Origin of the sequence: Streptomyces fradiae ATCC 10745 = DSM 40063 (genome assembly GCF_008704425.1) — a bacterium.
GTDB classification, from domain to species: Bacteria; Actinomycetota; Actinomycetes; order Streptomycetales; family Streptomycetaceae; genus Streptomyces; species Streptomyces fradiae.
The window spans coordinates 1444805-1458998 of record NZ_CP023696.1; the positions used below are offsets into that span (position 1 = coordinate 1444805).

General features: G+C 75.8%; 10 protein-coding genes and 1 pseudogene. 4 read left to right on the forward strand and 7 right to left on the reverse strand.

Translation table 11 applies throughout. The features are described 5' to 3' along the window. Nucleotides 1-190: 190 nt before the first annotated feature. Nucleotides 191-1483 carry an MFS transporter gene (locus tag CP974_RS06450; RefSeq protein ID WP_031134592.1) on the forward strand — a complete coding sequence of 431 codons (1293 nt, stop codon included), beginning with the start codon at nt 191-193 and terminating at the stop codon, nt 1481-1483. A 182-nt stretch (nt 1484-1665) separates the two neighbouring features. Here CP974_RS06450 and CP974_RS06455 read toward each other — a convergent pair whose 3' ends face one another. The 5 genes from CP974_RS06455 to CP974_RS06475 all read right to left on the reverse strand — a co-directional run bounded on the left by CP974_RS06455 (nt 1666) and on the right by CP974_RS06475 (nt 9487). Beyond that, the gene (locus CP974_RS06455; protein ID WP_031134590.1) at nt 1666-2661 is read right to left on the reverse strand and encodes a TerC/Alx family metal homeostasis membrane protein; all 996 of its coding nucleotides are present in this window, start codon (nt 2659-2661) and stop codon (nt 1666-1668) included. A gap of 449 nt (nt 2662-3110) precedes the next feature. Next, nucleotides 3111-5156: a TerD family protein gene (locus CP974_RS06460; RefSeq protein ID WP_150485776.1), complete on the reverse strand. Its 2046-nt coding sequence runs from the start codon at nt 5154-5156 to the stop codon at nt 3111-3113. A gap of 368 nt (nt 5157-5524) precedes the next feature. Beyond that, on the reverse strand, nt 5525-6103 hold the full coding sequence (locus tag CP974_RS06465) for a TerD family protein (RefSeq protein ID WP_031135495.1): 579 nt from the start codon (nt 6101-6103) through the stop codon (nt 5525-5527). 216 nt (nt 6104-6319) lie between these two features. Next, complete coding sequence (uvrB, locus tag CP974_RS06470) at nt 6320-8488, reverse strand: excinuclease ABC subunit UvrB (protein WP_031135494.1); 2169 nt, start codon at nt 8486-8488, stop codon at nt 6320-6322. Nucleotides 8489-8527: 39 nt separating this feature from the next. Then, the gene (locus CP974_RS06475; RefSeq protein ID WP_031135492.1) at nt 8528-9487 is read right to left on the reverse strand and encodes an MHYT domain-containing protein; all 960 of its coding nucleotides are present in this window, start codon (nt 9485-9487) and stop codon (nt 8528-8530) included. A 173-nt stretch (nt 9488-9660) separates the two neighbouring features. On the opposite strand from CP974_RS06475, the gene CP974_RS06480 reads away from it, so the two are divergent. Continuing rightward, nucleotides 9661-10212, forward strand: coding sequence for a methylated-DNA--[protein]-cysteine S-methyltransferase (locus tag CP974_RS06480; RefSeq protein ID WP_031135491.1), 552 nt, complete (start codon nt 9661-9663; stop codon nt 10210-10212). Between the two features lie 139 nt (nt 10213-10351). Here the strand turns inward: CP974_RS06480 and CP974_RS06485 are convergent, their stop codons facing one another. Continuing rightward, nucleotides 10352-11143 (reverse strand): class I SAM-dependent methyltransferase, encoded by a 792-nt coding sequence (locus CP974_RS06485; protein ID WP_031135489.1) that lies wholly within the window; start codon nt 11141-11143, stop codon nt 10352-10354. 75 nt (nt 11144-11218) lie between these two features. Here CP974_RS06485 and CP974_RS06490 point away from each other — a divergent pair. Next, nucleotides 11219-12130: pseudogene (locus tag CP974_RS06490) on the forward strand (pseudouridine-5'-phosphate glycosidase); the annotation flags it as partial. A 248-nt stretch (nt 12131-12378) separates the two neighbouring features. After that, nucleotides 12379-13269, forward strand: coding sequence for a carbohydrate kinase family protein (locus tag CP974_RS06495; RefSeq protein WP_031134708.1), 891 nt, complete (start codon nt 12379-12381; stop codon nt 13267-13269). A 215-nt stretch (nt 13270-13484) separates the two neighbouring features. Here the strand turns inward: CP974_RS06495 and CP974_RS06500 are convergent, their stop codons facing one another. Beyond that, the gene (locus CP974_RS06500) at nt 13485-14117 is read right to left on the reverse strand and encodes a nucleoside/nucleotide kinase family protein (protein WP_031134710.1); all 633 of its coding nucleotides are present in this window, start codon (nt 14115-14117) and stop codon (nt 13485-13487) included. Nucleotides 14118-14194 lie beyond the last annotated feature (77 nt).

The following is a 14194-nucleotide window of genomic DNA, read 5'->3' on the forward strand; positions in this document are numbered from 1 at the left end:
GGGACCCGGCGCATCCCACGGCTCCGTGCACCCCGTGACTCCGTGCGCCCCGTGACCCTGGTGCGCCGGGTGCGGTTGGCGCGGCATGCGCCCTTTCCCGTACCGGCCTCTCCCCCGCCCGCGCGCCCGCCCCGACGGCTCGCGGAAGCACCCCGAGCGGTGCCGCGGGCGGTCCGCGGGCGGGCGCCCCATGAGGCGGCTCGCGGCGGCCTCCCTGGTCGGGACGGCCGTCGAGTTCTACGACTTCTACGTCTACGGGACCGCCGCCGCACTGGTCCTGGGCCCCCTGTTCTTCCCCACGTTCTCGCCGCTGGCGGGGACGCTCGCGGCGTTCGGGACGTTCGCCGTGGGCTTCGTCTCACGGCCGCTGGGGGCGGTGGTCTTCGGCCACGTCGGCGACCGGCGGGGACGGCGGCCCGTGCTGTTCGTGTCGCTGGCGCTGACGGGCGCGGCGACGGTCGCCGTGGGCTGCGTGCCGTCGTACGCGGCGATCGGGCCCGCGGCGCCGGCACTGCTGCTGGCGCTGCGGTTCCTGCAGGGCCTGGGGCTGGGCGGCGAGTGGGGCGGGGCGGTGCTGCTCGCCGGGGAGCACGCGCCGGAGCGGCGGCGGGCCCTGTGGGCGAGCTTCCCGCAGATCGGCCCGTCGGTGGGGTTCCTGCTGGCGAACGGGGTGATGCTGGCGCTCTCGGCAGGGCTGAGCGACGCGGCGTTCCGCTCGTGGGGGTGGCGGGTGCCGTTCTGGGCGGCCGAGCTGCCGGCCCTGTGCGGGCTGCTGCTGCGGTCGTCCCTGGCGGAGACCCCGCAGTTCCGGGAGCTGGCGGAGACCGGGGGGCGGACGAGTGCCCCGCTGCTGGAGGTGGTGCGGGCGCACTGGCGGCGGCTGCTGCTGACCGCGGGGGCGCTGTCGGTGGGGTACGCGGTCTTCTACGCGGTGTCCACCTGGGCCCTGGCGTACGGGACGGAGCGGCTCGGGGTGGGCCGTACGGCGATGCTGGGCTGTGTGATGGCGGCGGTGGCCGTCAAGGGCGCGGCGACGCCGTTCGCGGCGGTGCTGGGCGACCGGTACGGGCGGCGGCCGATGTGCCTGGCGGGGTGCGCCGCTTGCACGGTGTGGATGTTCCCGATGGTGTGGCTGCTGCACACGGGGCGGCCGGTGCTGATGTTCCTGGCGATCGTGGTGGCCCTGCTGGCGTTCGCCGCGATGTTCGCGGTGGTCGGCGCGTACCTGCCGGAGCTGTACGAGCCCCGTGTCCGGTGCACGGGGGCGGCGGTCGGCTACAACCTCGCGGGGGTGCTGGGCGGGGCGCTGACGCCCGTGGTGGCGACCGCGGCGTCGGGTGGTGCGGGGCCGCCGTGGGGTGTGGCGGCGTACCTGGCGGGGGTGTCGGTGGTGAGTCTGGGCTGCTTCGCGCTGCTCCCGGAGACCGCGCCGGGAGCGGTCGAGGCCGGGCGGCGCGCAGCAGGTGAACCCGCGCCGGTCTGAGGCCTGCGCGGCCGTGCCGGCCCGCCGTCGGTCGACGCGGCGATCCCGAGGGGCGGGCTCGCCGGCGCGGGGCGGGGCTCGCCGGACCGGGGGCGGGGGCGAGCCGCGGCCGGGAGCACGTCGCCGGCCGGGTCGTGGAACGACCCGGCCGGCGTGGGGGGGGCGGTACCCGTGGGGGGAGGTCAGATCTTCGCGGACTCCGAGTCGGCGTCCTTGCCGTCCGCCCCCTCCTCGGCCGCCTGCCGGCGGGAGGCGATGAGGCTGGTGATCGTGGTGATGATCAGAACCCCGCAGATGACGGCCAGCGAGAAGGGGATGGAGATCTCGGGGACGTGCACCCCGGACTCGTGCAGGGCGTGCAGGATGAGCTTCACACCGATGAAGCCGAGGATGACCGAGAGCCCGTAGCTGAGGTGGACCAGCTTCTTGAGCAGGCCGCCGATGAGGAAGTACAGCTGCCGCAGGCCCATCAGGGCGAAGGCGTTCGCCGTGAAGACGACGTACGGGTCCTGGGTCAGGCCGAAGATCGCGGGGATGGAGTCCAGCGCGAACAGGATGTCCGTGGTGCCGATGGCGAGCATGACCACCATCAGCGGAGTCAGCACCCGCTTGCCCGCGACCTGGATGGACAGCTTCGTGCCGTAGTAGCGGTCGGCGACGCCGAAGCGCTGCTCGATCGACTTCAGGAGGCGGTTCTCCTCGAACTCCTCCTCCGGCTCGTCGGAGGAGGCCTCCTTGATCAGCTTCCATGCCGTGAAGATCAGGAAGGCGCCGAAGATGTAGAAGACCCACGAGAAGCTGGCGATGATCGCGGCGCCCGCGGCGATGAAGATCGCGCGGAGCACCAGTGCGATGAGGACGCCGATGAGCAGCACGCGCTGCTGGAGGTGGGAGGGGACCGAGAACTTCGCCATGATCAGGACGAAGACGAAGAGGTTGTCGACGCTCAGCGACTTCTCGGTGATGTAGCCGGCGAAGAACTCCCCGGAGGCCTGCCGCTCGCCGGCGAGGAACAGACTCAGGCCGAACAGGACGGCGAGGACGACCCAGACGGCCGTCCAGATCCCGGCTTCCTTGATCGACACGTCATGGGGCTTGCGCCCGATGAGGAAGTCGACCCCGATCAGGGCGGTGAGACCGAGAACGGTCACCACCCACATGGTCATAGAAACGTCCATTGCGCCTCCGGCGTCGTACGGCTACTGATCAGCGTCGCCGCTGCCGGAGGTCTCTTCCACCCGTGCGCCACCGAGTGCTCGCGGGCGGCGTGCGGGCCGGCGCCCCGGGTCCGGTCCTCCGTCCGACCGGTCCGTACTGACGGGCACGCCGCTGTGTGGGAGTACTCCCCTCCGCGTAAAGGAACCGTACACGAAACCCCAAGAAGCGGTAAAGGGGCTGGCAAAGGCAAGCCCAAAGGCGCAGGTCACGGCCGTTGCTCCATGGTCGGCGGGACCCGCGGAGGCTTGCGCTGCGAGCGCGGCGAGCGTGGCGGCGCGCGGCGGACGGCGGGTCGGCGGAAGGAGCGGGGGCGGGTGCGGCGGACGGCGGGTCGGCGGAAGGAGCGGGGGCGGGGGGCGCGACAACGCCGTCGGCCGCGTGCGCGCGCGAGGCTTCCGTACCGCCCTGGTCAGCGGCCACGGGCGCGGCGGGCCTGCGCCACCCGCTCGAGCACCTGGTGCAGCACCTGGCTGCCGGTCGGCACCCGCGGCGGCTCGTACGTCCAGGCGTGCCCCACCCACGGGTCGGCCAGGTGGTCGTCCGGCACCGGCGTCACCCGCAGCAGCGAGCGCCACAGCGGATCGAGCAACGGCCCGTACGCGGCGGCGTCCTCGCGGTCCGCGACCATCAGCAGGTGCACGCCCACGGCCGGGCCCTCGTCGGCCAGGTACCGCAGCCGGGTGACGGCCCGGTCGTCGAAGCCGAGCGGGAAGTCGTTGACGACGAGCAGCTGTCGCGCCGTGTCCAGGTCCGGGGGCAGGGCGTCGTCGTCCGCGCCGCCGCGCAGGGCCATCTGCACGAGGTCCACGCGGCGCACCAGCCGCTCCAGGACCGCTTCCACTCCGCCCGGCCCGGCCGCCGGGGGCCCGGCCAGCACTCCGGAGGCGGTGAGCGGGGCGAACGCGGCGGCACCCGAACCGGCCGGGTCGATCACCTGGACGGTGAGGCCGCCGGGCGGGTGGGCGGCCAGGAGGCGCGCCGCGTGCGCGACGGCCGTGTCGAGGGCGAGGCGGCGCAGCCGGTCCTCGTCCATCAGGAGGGCCTGCTCCGAGCCGCCGCGGCCGGCGTCCACCCACAGGCCGCGCTCCAGGGGCAGTCTGATCAGCATCGGGATGCGCAGCTGCGGCCGCTCGGGGAGGTGGAGGTCGCCGAGGCGCAGCGCCATCGGAGGTTCGGTGGGCACGCGGTAGGCGTGCCAGACCGGGTTGTCCCAGCGGGCGAAGGCGGGCGGGAGCGCCGGCTCGACCACCTCCGACTCGGCGGTGAGCTGGGCGAGGTCCCGGTCGAGCGCCTCGCGGGCCCGGTCGGTGAGCTCCCGGCACCGGGCGCGGGCCTCGGCGCGGGCGGCGTCACCCGCCGTACCGAGGCGGCTGCGCGGGTCGGACAGGGCGCTGTCCAGCTCCTGCGCCATCCGGGACTCGGCGAAGTCGACGGCGCTGCGGTAGGCGGCCGTCGTCCGGGCCAGGTCCTCGAACATGCCCCAGACCTGGTTGTAGAGGCGCTCTTCCATGGACCAGCCGGTGGCGTCCCCGGCGACCGGCGCGGCGGGCGTTCCTGGCGGCGCGGGCGGCGCGGACGGGAGCCGTGGAGGTGGCGGGGCCGTACGGCGCCGGGGGTGGGTGTAGTCGATGGGCCCGCCGGAGGAGGCCGCCTGGGACGGCGCCTGGGACGGCGGCTGGGACGGCGGCGGGGGCACATGTTCGGCGGCCGGTGGTGCGGGAACGCCTGGGCGGGCCGGTTCCGGTGCGGCGGCGGGTGCCGCCGGCGTCCGGGGCGGGCGGGGGGCCGGGGCGCCGGCAGGCGGGGCGGGCAGGCCGGGGGCGGGCGAGGCGGCCGCTGGGGCCGTACGGCGGCCCGGGGCGTCCTGCCCGCTGCGCGGCGCGGGGGCGGGGGCGGCCTGGTCGGGGCCGGGCGCCACGGCGGCCCGTACGGCGGCGGCGAGCGCGGCGGCGCCGGGCACGCCCTGGTCCCGGAGGAGGGCGGCGAGGCCGCCTTCGTACCCCTGGCCGACGGCCCGGACCTTCCAGGCGCCCTGGCGCCGGTACAGCTCCACGGCGACGACGGCCGACTCGGTGGTGAGGCCCGTGAGGGTGTATGTGGCGATCCCGGTGCCGTCCGGCTCGGCCACGGCGACGAAGGGCGCGGCGACGGCGCCGAACCGGTCATGCCCGCCCGCGCCCTCGGGCAGCGCCAGATGGACGGCGACGCGGTGCACGTCGGCGGGGACGGCGCCGAGGTCCACGGTGAGCCGGTGCTCGGCCGCCGCCCGGCGGGGCACCTGGACACCGGGCAGGGACGGGGCGCCGGGATGGGCGACGCGGTCGGCCGCGGTGACGGTCCCGGCGGCGTCGCAGAGCGTGGCCCCCGCCGCCACCGGCACCCCGGCCGACACCCGGATCTCCAGTCGGGTGCCGGGCAGCGGGTGGTTCTGCCCCCGGACCAGCTCGGCGGTCATCGTCTGTCTCCCCCTCGGGTGGTCGCGCCGGTCGCGGACCCGGTGTCCGCGCGCCGGTGGCGGTGCGTCGCGGCGCGCGCTGGGCGCGCCGGCCGCCTGGTCGCGCTGTGCGTCCTGCCGCGCGGGTCGCCCACGCGGCAGCTCCCGGCGGCCGGGCGCCGGGAGCTGCGGTGCGTACGGGCGCGGACGCGGCGCACGAGGCGTACGGCCGCGGGCACGGGCGGACCGCCACCGCCCGCGGACGCGCAGGCCGCGCTCACGGCCGCTGCGGGCCGTGGGCGGCGCTCACGGCCCGCAGCCGTGCGCACGGCCGCCGCCCCGGGGCGGCGCGGTGTCCGGCCGCGGGCGCGCGGCGTGCGGCCGTGCCGCTACAGGTGGGGCAGGATCGCCGGCATCAGGTCCTGGAACGTCCGGCCGTTCGACGGGGCGCCGATGGCCGTCATGGTCCAGCCGCCCCCGGTGCGGTGCACCTTCGCCATGATCTGCGCGGTGTACTGCCCGCCGCCGGCCAGGGTGTAGCGGGCGAGCTCCTGGCCGTTCGTCTCGTCGACCAGGCGGCAGAAGGCGTTCTGCACCTCCTGGAACGACTGGCCGGTGAAGGAGTTGACCGTGAAGACGATCTGGTCGATGTGGACCGGTACGCGCTGGAGGTCCACGAGGACCGCCTCGTCGTCACCGCCCTGGCCGGCGCCGCCCACCAGGTTGTCGCCGGTGTGGCGGACCGAGCCGTCGTCGCTCACCAGATGGCGGAAGAAGACCACGTCGACCGGCTGCTTGCCGGCGAACAGCACCGCCGACGCGTCGAGGTCGATCTCCCGGGTGCGCGAGCCGAACAGACCGCGGCGCGGCGCCGCCTGCCACCCGAGCCCCATCCGCACCGCGGTCAGGGTCCCCCCGTCGCTCTTCTGCAGGCTGATGGCCTGGCCCTTGGTCAAGTTGACCGACACGCGCTGTCCCCTCTCGTAGCCTTCCCCGCCGCGGCCCGCCCTGTTCGAGTGGGGTGCGGTTCCCAGCACCCTATGCGGGGTCCCAGCGCCGGGATGAGGGCCGGACCCGCTTTGTATCGGTGTTGCAACACACCGCCCGGCGCCCTCCCGGCCCGGCTCCCGCCCGCCCCTGCGAGGGGCGGGCGCGGGGGCCGGCCGGACGGCGGGGGCCGGGCGTCAGGAGATGCCCGCCTCCTTCATCTGGCGCAGCTCCTTCTTCAGCTCGCTCACCTCGTCGCGCAGCCGGGCGGCGACCTCGAACTGGAGGTCGGCCGCTGCGGCCCGCATGCGCTCCGTCATCTCCTCGATGATCCCGGCCAGTTCGGCGGCCGGCCGGTCGCTCGTCACGGCGCCCGTGCGGGCCGCCGCCCTGCCCTTGGCCGGCTTGGCGGCGGGCTTGCCGCCGTCCTTGGCGGCCTTCGCGGCCGTGCCCAGGGACGGAACGGGGGTCTTGGCGCCCTTGCCGTCCTTCTGCTGGCGGTAGCCCGTGCCCAGCAGCTGCTCCGTGTCGACCTCCTCGCGCGCGATGGTGGCGACGATGTCGTTGATCTTCTTCCGGAGCGGCTGCGGGTCGATGCCGTTGGCCTCGTTGTAGGCGATCTGCTTGGCGCGGCGGCGGTTGGTCTCGTCGATGGCCTGGGCCATCGCGGGCGTGACGGTGTCCGCGTACATGTGGACCTGGCCGGAGACGTTGCGCGCGGCGCGGCCGATGGTCTGGATCAGGGAGGTGCCGGACCGCAGGAAGCCCTGCTTGTCGGCGTCGAGGATGGCGACCAGGGACACCTCGGGCAGGTCGAGGCCCTCGCGGAGCAGGTTGATGCCGACCAGCACGTCGTACTCGCCGGAGCGCAGCTCGCGCAGCAGCTCGATGCGGCGCAGCGTGTCCACGTCGCTGTGCAGGTAGCGCACCTGGATGCCGAGCTCCAGGAAGTAGTCCGTGAGGTCCTCGGCCATCTTCTTGGTGAGCGTCGTGACGAGGACGCGCTCGTCCCGCTCGGTGCGCAGGCGGATCTCGTGGACCAGGTCGTCGATCTGGCCCTCGGTGGGCTTGACGACGACCTCCGGGTCGACGAGGCCGGTGGGCCGGATGATCTGCTCGACGAACCCGTCGGAGCGGGACATCTCGTAGGCGCCGGGCGTGGCCGACAGATAGACGGTCTGCCCGATGCGCTCCTTGAACTCCTCCCACTTCAGTGGGCGGTTGTCCAGCGCCGACGGCAGCCGGAAGCCGTGGTCCACCAGGGTCCGCTTCCTCGACGCGTCGCCCTCGTACATGGCACCGATCTGCGGGACCGTGACGTGGGACTCGTCGATGACCAGCAGGAAGTCCTCGGGGAAGTAGTCGAGGAGGGTGTTGGGCGGGGAGCCCGGCTCGCGCTGGTCGAAGTGGAGCGAGTAGTTCTCGATGCCGGAGCAGGAGCCGATCTGGCGCATCATCTCGATGTCGTACGTGGTGCGCATGCGCAGCCGCTGGGCCTCCAGCAGCTTGCCCTGCCTCTCCAGCTCGGCGAGGCGCTGCTCCAGCTCCGCCTCGATGCCGGTGACGGCGCGCTCCATGCGCTCGGGGCCCGCCACGTAGTGGCTGGCGGGGAAGACGTACAGCTGCCGGTCGTCGCTGATCACCTCGCCGGTGAGGGGGTGGAGCGTGGAGAGGGCCTCGATCTCGTCGCCGAACATCTCGATGCGGACGGCGAGCTCCTCGTACACCGGGAAGATCTCGATCGTGTCGCCACGCACCCGGAAGGTGCCGCGCGTGAACGCGAGGTCGTTGCGCGTGTACTGGATGTCGACGAAGCGGCGCAGCAGCTCGTCGCGGTCCACCTCGTCGCCGACCTTGAGGGAGACCATCCGGTCGACGTACTCCTGGGGCGTGCCCAGGCCGTAGATGCAGGAGACGGAGGCGACGACGACCACGTCGCGGCGGGTCAGCAGGGAGTTCGTCGCGGAGTGGCGCAGGCGCTCCACCTCCTCGTTGATCGAGGAGTCCTTCTCGATGTACGTGTCCGACTGCGGGACGTACGCCTCGGGCTGGTAGTAGTCGTAGTACGAGACGAAGTACTCGACGGCGTTGTTCGGCAGCAGCTCGCGGAACTCGTTCGCCAGCTGGGCGGCGAGGGTCTTGTTCGGCGCCATGACGAGGGTGGGCCGCTGGAGCCGCTCGATCATCCACGCCGTGGTGGCCGACTTGCCCGTGCCGGTCGCACCGAGCAGGACGACGTCCTTCTCCCCCGCGCGGACGCGCCGCTCGAGGTCGGCGATGGCGGCGGGCTGGTCACCGCTGGGCTGGAAGGGGCTGACGACCTCGAAGGGCGCCACCGAGCGTTCGATCTGGGTTACGGGCCGCATGACTCCACCGTACGACCCGGCACTGACAGCCGGGGCCGGTCAGCGGTGGGCGTCGCGCTCGCGCTGGCGGGGCGCCGGGACGCCGGGCAGGTGGGGGCGCGGGTCGGCGGGGTGCCGGCCCGGCCCGTCGCCCGTGACGAGGGCCGGGTCGAACAGCACCGCCACGCCCGCCAGCAGCAGGAAGGCGGCCGGGCCGACGAGCAGCGGCACCAGCGCGGGCGCGCCGGCACCGCCCGCCGTCACGGCCGCGTCGAAGGCGCCGCCCACGGCGTCGGCGGCCCCCGCCCCGACGGCGTCCACGGCCTCGGCCGCGCCCGAGGCGTCGACCGCTCCGGTGAGCCCTCCGGGGACGGGCCCGGCGGTCGCGGCGGGCCCCTGCGCGGCGGTGACCCCACCGTGCAGGTGGACGTCGGCGGCGGCCATGCCGGTGTAGTGCATCCCGGTCACGGCCGCGCCGAGGACCAGGCTGGCGCCGACGGTCGCCGGGAACCCTCGCACGCTGACCGCCGCCCACAGCGCGGCTGTGGCCGCGACGACGGCTATGGCCACGGAGAGGACGACGGTCGGGGTGTCGTACTCGACCCGGCCGGGCAGCCGCATCCCGGCCATGCCCAGGTAGTGCATGGTGGCGATGCCCAGACCGGTGATCGTGCCCCCGGTGACCAGGGCCATGGCGGTCCGGCCGCGCAGGCCGACGACGTAGATCCCGACGCCGACCATGAGGACGGCCACGGCGAGGCTGGCGAAGGTGACCGTCCGGTCGTGGGTGATGGTGGCGTTCCCGACGCGGAAGCCGGTCATCGCGACGAAGTGCATGGTCCATATGCCGGCGCCGAGGGACACCGCGCCCAGCACGAGCCAGCCCATACGCGGTGGTCGGGGCGTGCGCAGGGATCTGACGGTGCAGCGCAGGCCGAGCGCGCCCCCCAGGCAGGCCATGAGGCAGGCCACCACGGGCGTGACGAGTTCGTGGCTGAATCCTTCGACTGTGCCCCGCATGTCCGTGTGCCCCTCACCCCTCGTGTTCCGCCGGGAACCTGAGCGTGGAGGGTAGTGCACCGGTGCGCCGCCGTCTCGTGCGGGCGGGGTGGGTGGTGCCGGGGGGACCAGCGGGGCTATTGGGGGTGGAGGTGCTCGCGTCCGATGTCAGTGGGGGCGCTTACGGTGGCGGCATGGACAGCGCACAGGGTGAGGGGCGGACCGTGGAGTGGGCGGTCGTCTCCGGCGGCATCGGTCCGCTGCTGCTGGCGGCCACGGCCGACGGGCTGGTCGGCGTGGTCTTCCATGCGGGCGAGGAGGTCCGGCGCGAGGCGCCCGGACGGATCGCGGCGCGGCTCGGGGCGGAGCCGGTCGAGACGGCGACGGGGCGCCTGGCGGAGCCGATACGCATGCTGGAGGCGTACTTCGCGGGACGCCTCCGGGAGTTCCGCCTGCCTCTGGACTGGTCGCTGACCAGCGGGTTCAACCGGCAGGTGCTGCGCGAACTGGCGTCGGGGGTGCCGTACGGGACGGTCGTCGGCTACGGGGAGCTGGCCGCCAGAGTCGGGCAGCCGGGCGCGGCGCAGGCGGTGGGCGCGGCCATGGGCGCCAACCCGCTGCCGGTCGTGGTGCCCTGCCACCGCGTGGTGGAGGCCGACGGCGGGCTGGGCGGGTTCGGCGGCGGGCTGGAGACCAAGCGGCGGCTGCTGGTGCTGGAGGGGGTGCTGCCGGAGCCGCTGTTCTGACCGCCGGGGAGGGCCACCGGGCGCGGGCGGGGGGTGCGCGGGGCGTACTGGACGGCGGCGGGCGGCGTACGGGTCGGGCGGGGTGCGCGGGTGCGGGCGGTGCCGGAGTCCGCGAGCGGACGGGGCGGGGTCGGGCGGGTCAGGTGCGGGCGGTCATGAGCGGCTGGAGGAAGCCGATGCTGTCCGGCTCGTGCCAGGCGATGTCGTGGAAGCCGGCCTCCGCCGCCAGGTCGGCCAGCTGCCGCCGGGTGACCGCCCAGTAGGAGGCGCGGCGGACGGTGGTCGTCCAGTGGTCCGGGGCGGGAGCCGCCCCCTCGTCGGCGGACGGGCGGAGCTGGAACAGCTCCAGGTCGTAGCGCTCGCCGTCGTCGTGCCAGTGCCAGAGCTGGAAGCTGACCGTACGCCCCCCGGGGCCGGTGCGGACGGAGGGCGGCGTGGACAGGGGTCGTTCGGCACGCAGTTCGTCGTACGGGCGGGTGCCGGCGAGCAGCAGTCCGCCCGGCCGCAGCACGCGGCGCATCCCCGCCAGCGCGGTGCGCACGTCGTCGGGGGTGAGCAGGTGGGGCAGCGAGTTGCCGGCGCACACGACCACGTCGAACGCCGCGTCCCGCAGCGGCAGGGCGCGCATGTCGGCGGCGGCCGCGGTCAGGGCGAGCCCGCGGCCGGCGGCCTCGCGGGCGGCGCGGGCGGCGGCGACGGGGCTGAGGTCCGTGCCGGTGACGCGGTGGCCGAGCGCCGCGAGGCCGAGCGCCTGGGTGCCGATGCCGCAGGCGCAGTCCAGCACGTCGTGCGGGCCGGGGCCCAGCGCGCGCGTGACGCGGTCGTCGAGCGCCGTGCCCTGGCGGGCGACGCTCGCGTCCCAGTCCGCGTACAGCAGGTCGTAGTCGGCCGCGAGGTCGTCGTAGAAGTACCGGGCGGTGGGGGTGCGCATGGGGGCAGCGTACGGGGAGGGGGCCCGTCGGGCCGGGGATGTTTGGGCGCGGGGCCGGCGCGCCAGGGATGGGTCATGTCTTCTCGGACCGCGGTGGTGGTGTCGGATGAGGTATGGGAGGCGCTGGCCGCGCGCCGCCCGGTGGTGGCCCTGGAGTCGACGATCATCGCGCACGGGCTGCCGCGCCCGCGCAATCTGGCCGTCGCCGGGGAGCTGGAGGCGCTCGTACGGGCCGGGGGCGCCGTCCCGGCCACGGTCGCCGTGCTGGACGGGGTGCCCCGGGTCGGGCTGGACGCGGCGCAGCTGGAGAGGGTGGCGACGGACCGTTCGCTGCGGAAGCTGGGCCACCGCGACCTGCCGCTGGCGGTGGCGGCCGGGACCTGCGGGGCGACGACCGTGTCGGCCACGGCGTTCCTGGCGGCGCGGGCGGGCCTGCGGGTCTTCGCGACGGGCGGCCTGGGCGGGGTGCACCGGGAGTGGGTGCGCGGGCAGGACGAGTCGGCGGATCTGCGGCTGCTGGCGCGGACGCGGATCACGGTCGTCTGCGCGGGGGTGAAGTCGATCCTCGACGTGCCGGCGACCCTCGAGCGCCTGGAGACGCTCGGCGTGGGCGTGGCCGGGTACGGGACGGACCGCTTCCCCGGCTTCTACCTGGCGTCGTCCGGCGAGCCGGTCGACTGGACGGTCGGCTCGCCCGAGGAGGTGGCGGCCGTCATGCGGGCGGGTGACGCGCTGGGCGGGCCGGACGCCGCCCTGGTCGTCGCCAACCCCGTGCCGGAGGGCGAGCAGCTGGACCCCGCGCTGCACGACCGGGTGCTGGCGCAGGGGCTCGCGGAGTGCCGGGAGCGGGGCATCGCGGGGCAGGCGGTGACGCCGTTCCTGCTGGAGTACCTGGTGCGGCACACGGACGGGGCCGCGCTGGAGGCGAACCTCGCGGCGGTGCGCGGCAACGTCCGGCTGGCGGCGCGGATCGCGGGGGCGTGGGCGGGGAGCGGGGGCGACGGTGGTGGCACTGGGGCGGGCGGGGCCGGGGGTGGGGCCGGCGTCGACGGGGGTGCGGGTGGGACCGGGGGTGGGGCCGGCGTCGACGGGGGTGCGGGTGGAGGCGGGGCCGGTTCCGGCGGCGGTGGCGGCGCGGATGGCGGAGCGGGTGCCGCCGGTGGGGTGGTGGGGCGTCACGGCGGGGATGCGGGCGGGGCCGGCGGAGTGGGCGGCAGTGGGGCGGCGGGGGTTTCGTGAGCGGCCTGCTGCTGGTGGGGGATGCGGTCACCGACGTGGTGGCCCGGTACGACGGTCCCCTCGCCCCCGGCACGGACACCGCCGCGCGCGTGCGGATCCTGCCCGGTGGCGCGGCGGCCAACGCGGCCTGCTGGGCGGCCCGCTCGGGGTGCCCGGACGTACGCCTGCTGGGGCGGGTCGGTGCGGCGGAGGCGGACTGGCACGCCGCGGCGCTGCGCCGGGCCGGGGTGCGTCCGCTGCTCGTCCGGGACGCGGAGGCGCCGACCGGGACGGTGGTGGCACTGGTGGACGGCCGGGCGGGCGGGGAGCGGACGTTCCTCACCGACAGCGGCGCGGTGCTGCGGCTGGCGCCGGCCGACTGGTCGCCGCGGCTCCTCGACGGGGTGGCTCATCTGCACCTGTCGGGATACCTGTTCTTCGCCGCGACCAGCCGGGAGACGGCCCGGCTCGCGATGGCGGCGGCGCGGGAGCGGGGTGTTGCGGTGAGCGTCGACCCCGCGTCCGCGGGGTTCGTCCGGGAGCTGGGCGCGGAGCGGTTCCTCGCCGCCGTCGACGGCACCGACGTGCTCTTCCCCAACGCCGACGAGGCGGTACTGCTGACGGGGCTCCCCGAGCCGGAGTCGGCCGCCGCCGCGCTGAGTCGCTGCCACCGGATGGTGGTGGTGACCCTGGGCGGGCGGGGGGCGCTGGTCGCACGGGCCGGCGAGGTGGTGGCGCGGATGCCCGCCCGGCCCGCGCGACCGGTCGACACGACGGGCGCGGGCGACGCCTTCGCGGGCGCCTTCCTGGCCGCGCGGCTGGCCGGGGCGACGCCGGCCGAGGCCGCGGAGGCCGGGTGCCGCGCGGGAGCCGAGGCGGTGACGGTGGTGGGCGGCCGCCCGGTGTAGGGCCGGCGGAGCGGGGCGGCGGACGGCGTACCGGGGCGTCCGCGCGGGGCGGGCGGCTGGAGGGGGCATCTGCCGGTGCCGCGTCCGCCGCGGGCCACGTCCGCCGCGGGCCACGTCCGCCGCGGGCCGCGCGCCCGGGCCGCGCGTGCCCGGCGCACGTCGGTGGTGCGGTCCCGCCGGGGGCCCCTGGGGCTCCGGCGGGTGCCCGGCCGCGCCTACGGCAGGCCGGCCCAGGCCGGGCGGCGGGGGTCGTCGGCGCGTACGACCACGTCGGCCGCGTCGGCCGGGGCGACCTCCGCCTCGTACCGCTCGAAGGCGGGCAGTGTCCAGCGCTCGGGCGTGCGCCGCGCCAGTGCGGCGCCCGACAGCCGCAGGTGCACGGTGAGGTCGAAGGGGAACCAGTGCCCCAGCAGGAACGGCCCGTGCAGCAGCAGGACACCGCCCGGTGCGAGCCTCCGGTACGGGCTGCGGGTCGCGCGGTCGGCGACCGGGTCCCACAGGTCCGGCAGGAACCGACCGGTGCCGTCCGCTTCCAGCGGCCCGAACACCTCCCGCCACAGCGCGCCGGTGTCGAACCAGCCGCCGTAGTACGCGTCGGGATCCTCCTTGCCGTACTCGAACCGCAGCGACGCCGGACGCAGGAACCCGGACGTGGCGACAGCCGCGACGTCCCGCCCCCGCAGCCGCAGTTCGGACGCCACGCGCTCGGCGAGGTCGCCGGGGCGCGCGGCGGGAGCGCCGTCCACGGCGACCTTCAGCCACGGACCCCCGTCGGCGGGGGCCAGGGCGTCCAGATGCGCCGCGAGCGCGCCGGTGAGCCGTTCCCAGGTGATCGGTTCCAGTCGCACGCCCCCATCCTGCCAAGGCGGCCCTGTCGGCGGCCGGCTCGCGAGGCGCTCTGGCGCTGCGGATCGCACGACGCCAG

Coding starts and splice junctions, on each gene's coding strand:
- CP974_RS06450 (WP_031134592.1), top strand. CDS start 191: ATGAGGCGGCTCGCGGCGGCCTCCCTGGTCGGGACGGCCGTCGAGTTC.
- CP974_RS06455 (WP_031134590.1), bottom strand. CDS start 2,661: ATGGACGTTTCTATGACCATGTGGGTGGTGACCGTTCTCGGTCTCACC.
- CP974_RS06460 (WP_150485776.1), bottom strand. CDS start 5,156: ATGACCGCCGAGCTGGTCCGGGGGCAGAACCACCCGCTGCCCGGCACC.
- uvrB (WP_031135494.1), bottom strand. CDS start 8,488: ATGCGGCCCGTAACCCAGATCGAACGCTCGGTGGCGCCCTTCGAGGTC.
- CP974_RS06475 (WP_031135492.1), bottom strand. CDS start 9,487: ATGCGGGGCACAGTCGAAGGATTCAGCCACGAACTCGTCACGCCCGTG.
- CP974_RS06480 (WP_031135491.1), top strand. CDS start 9,661: ATGGACAGCGCACAGGGTGAGGGGCGGACCGTGGAGTGGGCGGTCGTC.
- CP974_RS06485 (WP_031135489.1), bottom strand. CDS start 11,143: ATGCGCACCCCCACCGCCCGGTACTTCTACGACGACCTCGCGGCCGAC.